8 protein-coding genes are annotated in these 9,131 nt (G+C 54.7%); 5 read left to right on the top strand and 3 right to left on the bottom strand.

The genetic code is table 11. The annotated features are described in order from the left end of the window. Positions 1-250: 250 nt before the first annotated feature. On the bottom strand, positions 251-913 hold the full coding sequence (locus ACAW87_RS23315) for an SGNH/GDSL hydrolase family protein (protein WP_370726065.1): 663 nt from the start codon (positions 911-913) through the stop codon (positions 251-253). Between the two features lie 156 nt (positions 914-1,069). Here ACAW87_RS23315 and ACAW87_RS23310 point away from each other — a divergent pair, with 156 nt between their 5' ends. From ACAW87_RS23310 to ACAW87_RS23295, 4 genes are all read left to right on the top strand, one after another. Further along, on the top strand, positions 1,070-2,035 hold the full coding sequence (locus ACAW87_RS23310) for a sodium-dependent bicarbonate transport family permease (protein WP_370726064.1): 966 nt from the start codon (positions 1,070-1,072) through the stop codon (positions 2,033-2,035). Between the two features lie 182 nt (positions 2,036-2,217). Further along, positions 2,218-2,658, top strand: coding sequence for a hypothetical protein (locus tag ACAW87_RS23305; protein WP_370726063.1), 441 nt, complete (start codon positions 2,218-2,220; stop codon positions 2,656-2,658). Between the two features lie 42 nt (positions 2,659-2,700). Further along, complete coding sequence (locus ACAW87_RS23300) at positions 2,701-3,507, top strand: prohibitin family protein (RefSeq protein ID WP_370726062.1); 807 nt, start codon at positions 2,701-2,703, stop codon at positions 3,505-3,507. Between the two features lie 106 nt (positions 3,508-3,613). Then, on the top strand, positions 3,614-3,988 hold the full coding sequence (locus ACAW87_RS23295; protein WP_370726061.1) for a tellurite resistance TerB family protein: 375 nt from the start codon (positions 3,614-3,616) through the stop codon (positions 3,986-3,988). Here the strand turns inward: ACAW87_RS23295 and ACAW87_RS23290 are convergent. Continuing rightward, a complete protein-coding gene (locus ACAW87_RS23290) occupies positions 3,951-4,943 on the bottom strand; it encodes an alpha/beta fold hydrolase (protein WP_370726060.1) in 993 nt (330 codons plus the stop codon). The two genes, ACAW87_RS23295 and ACAW87_RS23290, sit on opposite strands and share 38 nt — an antisense overlap. Before the next feature lie 88 nt (positions 4,944-5,031). Between ACAW87_RS23290 and ACAW87_RS23285 the strand changes: the two genes are divergently transcribed. Continuing rightward, positions 5,032-5,427 carry a hypothetical protein gene (locus ACAW87_RS23285; RefSeq protein ID WP_370726059.1) on the top strand — a complete coding sequence of 132 codons (396 nt, stop codon included), beginning with the start codon at positions 5,032-5,034 and terminating at the stop codon, positions 5,425-5,427. Positions 5,428-5,556: 129 nt separating this feature from the next. Here the strand turns inward: ACAW87_RS23285 and ACAW87_RS23280 are convergent, their stop codons facing one another. Further along, a complete protein-coding gene (locus ACAW87_RS23280) occupies positions 5,557-9,081 on the bottom strand; it encodes a VCBS repeat-containing protein (RefSeq protein WP_370726058.1) in 3,525 nt (1,174 codons plus the stop codon). Positions 9,082-9,131 lie beyond the last annotated feature (50 nt).

Below are 9,131 nucleotides of genomic sequence, written 5' to 3'. Positions count from 1 at the left end.
CGCGCCCAAAACCGCCGAACGGCGGTACGGGTGATGAAGAAATAGGTTGTGTAGGGGCGACCCGTCGTGGTCGCCCGCTTTCGGGCGCAAAGCGACCGCTAGAAAAGGCGTTCCTTGCCTGCGGTTACGTCAAATATGCTGTTAATTAGCGCATAGATAAGGCGGTCGCTTTGCGCCCGAGAGCGGGCGACCACGATGGGTCGCCCCTACATATTTACCAATATGCACGATGGGCCATCGGCATGAATGACTATTTTTTTTCCAACGCCGCCAACATCTGCTCGGCTACGAACTGGTTACCCGCTTCGTTGAGGTGAACGCGGTCGGAGGTTAAAATACCTTTCTCTTTATTGGTCGGGTTATTTTGGAGGTTATAGTCCAGAAACAATTTCCGCAGATCGATCAAGGGTAAACCTTGCTGGGTGGCCAGATTCCGGATCAAGGTGCTGTAGCTGTTCAGGTCGCCATCCTGCTCGTTAGAGTTATCGGTTCGTTCGCCAATGACGGCGGGCGTGCAGAGAATAACCTGGCTACCACCCGCCTGTATTTTACGAATCAGGGCCTCGTAGAACTTCACAAATTTGGGAGCATCGGTGCCGGTGCCGTGGCTGCTTTTGTGCCACACGTCGTTCACGCCGATGTAAATCACGACCACATCGGGTTTTAAAGCCAGCACATCCTCTTCCATGCGCAGGTAAAGGTCATACACCTTATTGCCGCCAATGCCTTTGCCAATCAACTCATAGTCGGCCGCGCGATTCTGTTTGGCCAGCATCTCCTGAATTTTCAGAATATAGCCCCCCGGTCTGGCACCCGCTTCGGTGATAGAGTCGCCGAAAAAAACAACGCGTTTGGGTTTGGTAGGGGCCGTAAAAGCCAGCAGCAGGGGCAGTAGCAAGAGTAGTGGTTTCATGGAATGGTTTGTTTACCGGCAAAAGGGCCAAACCGCGTTCAGCTAATCACAAGCGCAGTGAAATAGACTAGAATATGTGTTTTTGATAGTATTACTATTAAAATTGTTTGCTATAGTATCGTAACTTATTTTTGCGCTCTCATAAATCACTACATCTTGGATACACATCTAATTATCAGTAATCTACGTAATCCTACACTGCTATTTTTTCTGCTCGGGTTGCTCGCCGTCGTTGTGAAGTCAGATCTGAAGCTACCGCAGCAAATCACCAAGTTCATCTCCTTATACCTGCTTTTTTCCATTGGTTTCAAGGGCGGTCTGGAATTGGCTCACAACGGTTTTACTGCCGAAGTAGCCCTGACGCTGGGCATTGCCATTGTGCTGGCGCTGGTAATACCCGTCTATAGTTTCTTTATTCTCAAGCTACGCCTTAATGCCGCCAATGCCGGGGCCATTGCGGCTACCTACGGCTCGGTTAGTGCGGTTACGTTTGTCACGGCCGCCAGTTTTCTGGCCGATCGGGGCATCCCGTTTGGGGGGCACATGGTAGCTGCCATGGCCCTGATGGAGTCGCCCGCCATTATCATCGGTATTGTGCTGATCCGGCTGGTAGGTAAAACCAATGGTGGGGCTACTCATTCCCTCTGGAGTGTGGTGCGCGAAGGACTCACCAACGGCTCGGTGTTGCTCATTGTGGGGAGCCTGGTTATTGGCATGATCGCCGACGAGAAGCAAGCCGAAGGCATCAAACCGTTTACCAGCGATATTTTCAAGGGGTTTCTGGCGCTTTTTCTGCTCGAAATGGGCATGGTCGCCGGGCGTCGTATGGGCGTGTTTAGTCAGGCGGGCGGGTTCTTGCTGCTTTTTGGCGTACTGATGCCTTTTATCAATGCGGGGCTGGCCATTGGGTTGTGTCACCTGTTTGGTATCGATCGCGGAAACGCGTTTTTGCTGGCTGTGCTGGCCGCGAGTGCGTCCTACATTGCCGTGCCTGCTGCCCTGCGCCTTGCCGTGCCACAAGCCGAGCCGGGACTATATATTCCGATGGCGCTGGTCGTTACGTTTCCAGTCAATATCGTGGTGGGGCTGCCGCTCTATTACCAGCTTGTTCAAACGCTTTAACCGACTGATTCTGGTGGCCGACTTTTTCTAATTCCCTTATAATTACCGCCTAATGTGGCTCTAAGTCAGCTACGTCACCTTTGCAACAACAAAGCTGGTCAGATAAATGTCCGGGCTCGCTAACCGCTTTTTCGGGCAAACCGCTTTGGATCAGTATCATTCACAAAACGTTGCAAACAATCATGAAATCGCTTCTCAACACGACCTGCGTGGCAGGTGTATTCGCGCTTCTTATTAGCACATCATCGGCTGCTTCGGCCAACGAACCTACCAATGAAGCGACCCGGCTGGGTTGGGTTGCCTCTCCCACCGCTTCGTTCAATGTACGAACGTCGCAAAGTGCAGACGGCCATTTGGTGGTGCACATCAGCAACCGGTCGCAACGGGGCCTTACGTTGCAGGTAGAAACAGTAAGTGGTGCCGATTTGGCTGTCATACCCGTTTCCAGACGCAGTGCACAGTTTGGCGTTAAACTCAACGTCAGCGAGTTGGAAGACGGTCAGTATCGGCTCGTTGTCAGTTCCAGCAAAGAGAAGGTCGTAAAGCTGGTAAACCTGGAATCGCCCAAAACGGTGTCGACTCCTTCCCGAGTTGCAGTAGTCAAACTGGCAGCCAACCAATAAACGGGTCGGCACAATCCCATCATTCACAACCAGAAAAAAGTCATGATACAGTTCATAAAGCCATCTGCTCCGTTGCGGGCGGGGATGCTACTAACCCTGACGCTGGCAACGCTGAGCAGTTGCACTATTGTGCGTCAGGGCGAAGTGGGGGTAAAACGGAAGCTGGGTAAAATCAGACCGCAAACCGTATCCGAAGGCGTTCAGGTGTTTAACCCCTTCCTGACTCGTATTATCAAGGTGCCTACCCGAACGGTTAATCTGGAGGTACGTGCTCCACTGCCTTCCAAGGAAGGACTGACCGTGCAGTCTGATATTTCGATTCTGTACCGGGTAGAAGGGTCTTACGCACCCAAAATTGTGGAGCAGATCGGCAAGAGCTACGATGAGGTCGTTATTCTGCCCGTGTTCCGGTCGGCGGTAACCGATGTGTCGTCGCGCTATTTTGCCAAAGACATGCACACCGGGCAACGGGCCGAAATTGAAAAGTCGATTCGCGAGATGATGATGACACAGCTCAAAGACCGGGGTTTCGTGGTCGAGTCGGTCCTGCTCAAAAGCATTGCTTTACCCGCAGGTCTGACCAAAGCCATTGAAGACAAACTGGCGGCTGAACAGGATGCGCAACGGATGCAGTTTGTGCTCGACAAAGAGCGGCAGGAGGCTCAACGCCGGATCATCGAGGCCGAGGGCACGCGCGATGCTCAGAAGATCATCAACGAGGGGCTAACGCCTATGCTTATTCGGTTCAAAACCATCGAAGCGTTCAATAAACTGGCCGCTTCGCCCAACAGTAAAATTATTATCACCAATGGCGATTCACCCCTGATGGTGAACCCCGATAATCTGTAAGTCAACGTACCTGCCGCCGCCACCGCGCTTGTCTCTGCACGAGGCCATCCGGTTGCGGCGGTAGGTACGTTACCGGCAATCAAACCACCGACACAACCTACTGAAGATGAATCAGAATCAATTGCCCGCCGAACCGGCAGACCTCTATCTGGGGCTGGGAAACCTGGTATACGCATTGGCCAAAATTGATAATGGCGTTGATGCCCACGAAAGCAAAGCGGCTCAACAAGTGCTGAAGAAACAACCCTACGGACGGCTGGCCCTGCACGCCTTTTTCCTGCTCGAAAACTGCGAGGCTACGCCTGAAGAGGCCTACGCTTTTGCCATGCGCCGGTTTGGCAGTAATCGCTCGGCACTGACGCAACCGGTCAGAAGCCAGTTCATTACGCTGCTCATCACTATTGCCGATGCCAGCGGAGGAATGTCGCAAAAGGAGCAGCAGTTTATCGACCAGTTTCGGCACGACCTCGACCTGTTATAGCAGTGGATGCCAGCGGTGCTTTGGGGGTGCTGAACAGGCGAGCAGTCCAACGCCAATAGTCATGCGCTGTTTGTCGGGGAATCTCTTCCATCGGTACATGCCCGGCGTTGGGGTACATAATCAGCGTATCGTTGGGTAGGTCGCGGTGGAATCGATCGGCCACTGTCGTTGGAATCAAGTTGTCATGTTGGCCCCACATAATCAGCGTGGGTTGTCGAATCTGCCTTATTCGCTGCCAGAGCGAATCCAGAACGGGTTGGCGTTGCACAAAGTTTTTACGGTTACCCGTGCGCCGGTTCAGATCGGCGTAGGTGTGTACCAGCGGGTCGGTAACCAGGCTGTCGGCGAAATACACGTTTTCGAGACTGCTCCGAAAGAGCGCATCGGGTGTCAGGTTGGCTACCAGCCCGCCAATGCCCCGCAAGCGCGCCAACTTGAACCCGAACGGGACCGATTTGGGCGTAAACGGATAGCCCGCCGCATCGATCAGCACGAGGGAACGTACCTGAACGGGGTGGATCAGGGTAAGGTGCCAGGCAATGTTGCCGCCCAGCGAGTTGCCCGCCAGGTCGCACCGGTTCACGCCTAGTCGGTTCAAAAACCGATGCAGGAAATCGGCATAATAAATACTCGTAGCCCTGTTCTGCGGGTGTGGCCCGGTGAGGGCATAACCCGGTAGATCGAGTCGGATAATACGCCGTTCGGGGCCAAGTACTTTCACCCAACCGTCCCAGGTTTGTAGCATGGACCCCGTTCCGTGAAGCAGTACCAGCGGTACTGTGTCATTGGCGTTGCCTTCAATCCGGTAGTGCACCCGCATACTGTCGAGGTCCATAAACCGCGAATCGGGCGTTGCGTAACGCATGGCTAATTCTTCCACGCTTAGGTCGCTTCGGTAAAGCACCGCCACAAGGCCAGCAAGAAATAGGAGTAGGCAGAGCAGGATTTTCTTCATCAACTTGTAGTGCCGAAGCTCCAGCTTCGGTAGTTGTAAGTTAGCTAGTGCAACTACCGAAGCTGGAGCTTCAGCACTACAACAACGAATGACACCAACGAACGAAACACAAAACCCTCGTCACCTACTGCTCAGAATAGGCTACGAGGGAGGTTCGGTAATTCTATACGCGCAATCGTTGGAGTCACTAGCCCCGGTTTGGCGTGAGAGCAACGAAATGTCGTTCGACGATAACGACGATGAAATTTGGGTTGAAAGCCGAATCGAGTACGTCGATTTCAACGCCTACTTGCAAGAATTTACCGACCGTGAATTATGGTTCTACGGCAAACCGATGCTGATTCACCCGGTTATACGTCCCCACTTTCAGCAAAGCCTTGATCAGGTACGTTCCCAGTCTCGCCGACCAGACAGCGCCAAGTACGTTGCCCGCTGGCAAAAAGCGCTGGATAGTAACGATGAATTCGATGGAGAGGCATTTTAGCGTCTTTTGTCATCCCGCAACGGCGGACGGCTCCTGTCGTCGGGATGGCAAAGGCGATGCTGCTTCACGAAATTAAATAGGCTAAGTGGCCGTACAACAGGAACTTGTGTCTATTTCCGTTGACTTCAGTCAACGGTTCGCTTGCGTTACCACGGCCCCGTTATTACGAGCCGCAACGATTAACGTACCTGACTTAGATTGACCGGTAGCGGTTGGCACGGCCATCAGCCGCCGGATATCACCTGCTAGAAACAAGCCGCTTTGGGTGGCGGGTAAGGAGACGTACCCAGCTTTGCCAGTGCCTTTGAGCAGTAAGCCCTGCCCGGCATCGCAACGGCCCTGCTGCACGCGGAGAGGGTAGTAGTTGCCCGCCAGTAAGACATCGTGGATGCCATCACCAGTAAAATCCTGCACTACAAACCCCTGAACCGGGGCAATCTGCGCTTCGATCGGTAAGGGCTTCAGCTTAAACACGCCCCGCCCCAGATTCTCCAGCATACTGCTTTGCAATGTGTTCACGGTTAATTCGCGCGCTTTGGCCAACGTACCTGCATCGAACATCGTCTCCACGGTGGCTTTGGCGTAATCGGCGTAGCGGACGTATTGTTTGCGCAACCCGTTGATCTGATCGAGTAGTTCGTCGCGCGAAGCCAGGGGAATATGAACGCCATCAACGCGCTGGCAAAGGAGCGGGTCAATTCGTCCGTCTTCGTTGAAATCAGCGGCCAGTATAGTTAGCGTTGTGTCGCCTCTGGCCTTCCATTGCACATTGGTGCCGAGGTTTCCCAACAGAAAGTCGGTGTCACCATCTTGGTCGAGGTCGTGCGGAACGATGCAGGTCCAGAGGCCACCCGTTTGGGCAAGGCCCGTTGCCTGCGGGTCGGGAGCCGTTAGCTGACTGTTCTGATTCAGGAAGAGCGTGACGGGCATCCAGTCGCCAACAACCAGCAGGTCAGGTACGTTGTTCCGGTCAACATCGGTCCAGACTGCACCCGTTACCATGCCTGGCGTCAGCGTTTGGGCAACGGTAAACTGACCTTTTCCGTTGTTTTTGAGCAGATACGACGGAGCCGCATTCGGGAATTGGCCGGGAATGGCTCTTCCGCCAACAAACAGATCAAGATCACCGTCGCGGTCATAATCGGCGGCGGCTACGCAACTGCCGGGGCTAGTTTCCACCGGTAATTCCGTCGAAGCCAGCGTAAGCCGTCCGTTTGTGTTCAGGAAAAGTTGATCCTGGTAGGCGGGGGAGCCCGGTGCATATTCATTGCCGCCGCGCACTACGTATAGGTCTGGGTCGCGGTCGCCATCGGCATCGAAAAAGAGGGCAGCCACGGCGTCGGCGGGTGGGTTTATGCCTGTCTCACCCGCTTGCCAGCCTGGCGCAGCCTTAAACTGGCCGTTGGGTTGTTGCAAAAACAGCCCCGAGGCCTGCCCCGTAGCGCCGCCCACAAACACATCGACAAGCCCGTCGCCGTTTACGTCGGCTGAGGCTAAGGCGGGCCCCTGTTTCGACAACTGATACGGAATCAGCGGTTCCTGCTTAAAGTCGACGTAGGGGTTTTCGGCATGCGTAAATGGAATAAGGTTGTCAGTAACCGGCCCGAACAAGACATCGGATATGGGCATATCCGTTTCGCCGGGCTGCTTTGCCGTTGCCTGCTGAACGGTCACGGTTGAATTGGCCTGAACGTCAGATACGTTGCTGATTCGACCGTTGGGCCAACGTACCTGCACCTGAATCGGCCCAGTGCTTATTCCCAGACCCATTGTGAGCACCGGGGCCATGGCCGACTGAAATCCGCGCGTGGGCACCAGTTCCTGCGTTTGCACAAGATCACCCCGCGTGACGGTCACGAGTGCGCCCACGCCAAATCGGTTGCCGCCTTCGCCCGAAAGCCGGATGGTCAGGTGCTGGTGTTGCGTTTGGGTGTCGGCGTTGTTCTGATAAACCGAGGCTGGCCCGTTCGTGTTGTTCACTACCAGATCAAGGTCACCGTCGTTATCCAGATCTCCGTAAGCCGCCCCGGTCGAAACGGCCCCTTCGGCCAGGCCCCAGCGGCTGGTTACGTCGTCGAACTGTAGCCCATCCCGATTTCGAAAGGCCACGTTATCTGTCTTGGTTGATGGGAGTTTGGCAATCAGATCGGCCGTGGGCAAATTCTTCTTGATGTCATCGTCAGTGGTTAGCGATTTCCCCGCGGCCATAGCCTGTTGTTTCGCCGCCTCGACGTCATATTTGAGGAAGTCCAGACTCGTGAAATCGCGTACGATGCCGTTGGTCACATACAGATCTTTCCGGCCGTCGTTATCGAAATCAGCCAGCAGCGCCGCCCAACTCCAATCGGTAGTCGAAATGCCCGCCAGTTGGCCGATTTCGGCAAAGTGGGGCATAGGGCTGGGGGCTTGGGGCTTGGGGGGGCTCTGCTGAGGAACGCCCTTCGCCCTTCGTTCTTCGCCTCTCGCTCCCCGCCCCAGGTGCAACATATTCCGCATGTGCTGATGGCCGTAACCACTGTCGACCATGAGGCGGAACTTGTCGTATTCGTCGGGGCCTTTCAAGAGTTTTTGCCGTTCCCAGGAGGCGGGTAGCATGTCCATCGTAACCACATCGGGCAGGGCGTCGTTGTTCACGTCGGCAATGTCGATTCCCATCGTATTCCGCGACATATGGGCAAACGATGCCTCCGTTGATTCGATAAAATGCCCGTGCTGGTCGTTGACGTAGAAATAATCCTGCTCTTCGTAGTCGTTGGCTACATACAGGTCTGGCCATCCATCACCGGTTAAATCGCTGACGGCCGCGCCTAACCCGAAATTAATGCTTCCGCCATGAATACCCGCTTCTTCGGAGACGTCGGTGAAAAGGCACCCCACCCCTAGCCCCTCCCCGTTAGGGAGGGGAACATCCTCGGAAGACACAGAAGCGGTTCCCCTCCCTAACGGGGAGGGGTTAGGGGTGGGGTGCGCTCCCTCATTCCTATACAGCCTATTCCCGAAATACGGGTGGCGTTTGTTGCGGACGGCGTTAGTGTTGAAAAACGGCGAATAGAACATGTTGCCGTGGTTGACCAGAAACATGTCGAGGTCGCCGTCGCGGTCGTAATCGAAAAAGCTGGCCTGGGTCGAGAACGTACCTGGCGCGTCGAGGCCGTACTCGGCGGCGCGTTCGGTGAAGGTGGGTACACCCGGTTTTGCGTTGTTAATAAAGAGCTGGTTGGCGCGGGCAGCGGGGTCTTTCAGTGCCGAGTAGCAGACGTAGATATCCAGCCAGCCATCGCCGTTTACGTCGGCCATGGTCACGCCCGTTTTCCAATGCCCCGGCCGACCCGCCACGCCCGCCGTTTCGGTAATGTCATCGAAAACCAGCCCGGCTGATTCGGATTTTCCTTTGTTGAGATAGAGCTTGTTGGAAACCTGATTCCCACTGAAATACACATCGGCCAGCCCGTCGTTATTCAGATCGCCAATGGCTACGCCGCCCCCGTTATAGGTGTACTCGTATTGCAACACGTTTTGCTCAGCCGTTTCGGTGATGGTGTTGGCAAAGGTGATGTGCGTATCGTCGGCGTCGAGGGCCGTAAACAGCGTTGGTTCGGTATTACGGCAACTAGCCAGCAGAAGGGTGGCGGCAAGAAAAAGCGAAGGGCGCATGGAAATAAGAAGTCCAATTCTGGGCGAATCGGATTGAAGCCAAAAGGTAT

This window comes from Fibrella aquatica (genome assembly GCF_041321135.1).
In the GTDB taxonomy this organism is placed as follows: Bacteria; Bacteroidota; Bacteroidia; order Cytophagales; family Spirosomataceae; genus Fibrella; species Fibrella aquatica.
This window is presented reverse-complemented; position numbering and strand designations above follow the sequence as displayed.

Bases quoted from the DNA above. Each gene is read 5' to 3' on its own strand.
- ACAW87_RS23315 (WP_370726065.1), bottom strand. From the start codon at position 913: ATGAAACCACTACTCTTGCTACTGCCCCTGCTGCTGGCTTTTACGGCC.
- ACAW87_RS23305 (WP_370726063.1), top strand. From the start codon at position 2,218: ATGAAATCGCTTCTCAACACGACCTGCGTGGCAGGTGTATTCGCGCTT.
- ACAW87_RS23300 (WP_370726062.1), top strand. From the start codon at position 2,701: ATGATACAGTTCATAAAGCCATCTGCTCCGTTGCGGGCGGGGATGCTA.
- ACAW87_RS23295 (WP_370726061.1), top strand. From the start codon at position 3,614: ATGAATCAGAATCAATTGCCCGCCGAACCGGCAGACCTCTATCTGGGG.
- ACAW87_RS23290 (WP_370726060.1), bottom strand. From the start codon at position 4,943: ATGAAGAAAATCCTGCTCTGCCTACTCCTATTTCTTGCTGGCCTTGTG.
- ACAW87_RS23285 (WP_370726059.1), top strand. From the start codon at position 5,032: ATGACACCAACGAACGAAACACAAAACCCTCGTCACCTACTGCTCAGA.
- ACAW87_RS23280 (WP_370726058.1), bottom strand. From the start codon at position 9,081: ATGCGCCCTTCGCTTTTTCTTGCCGCCACCCTTCTGCTGGCTAGTTGC.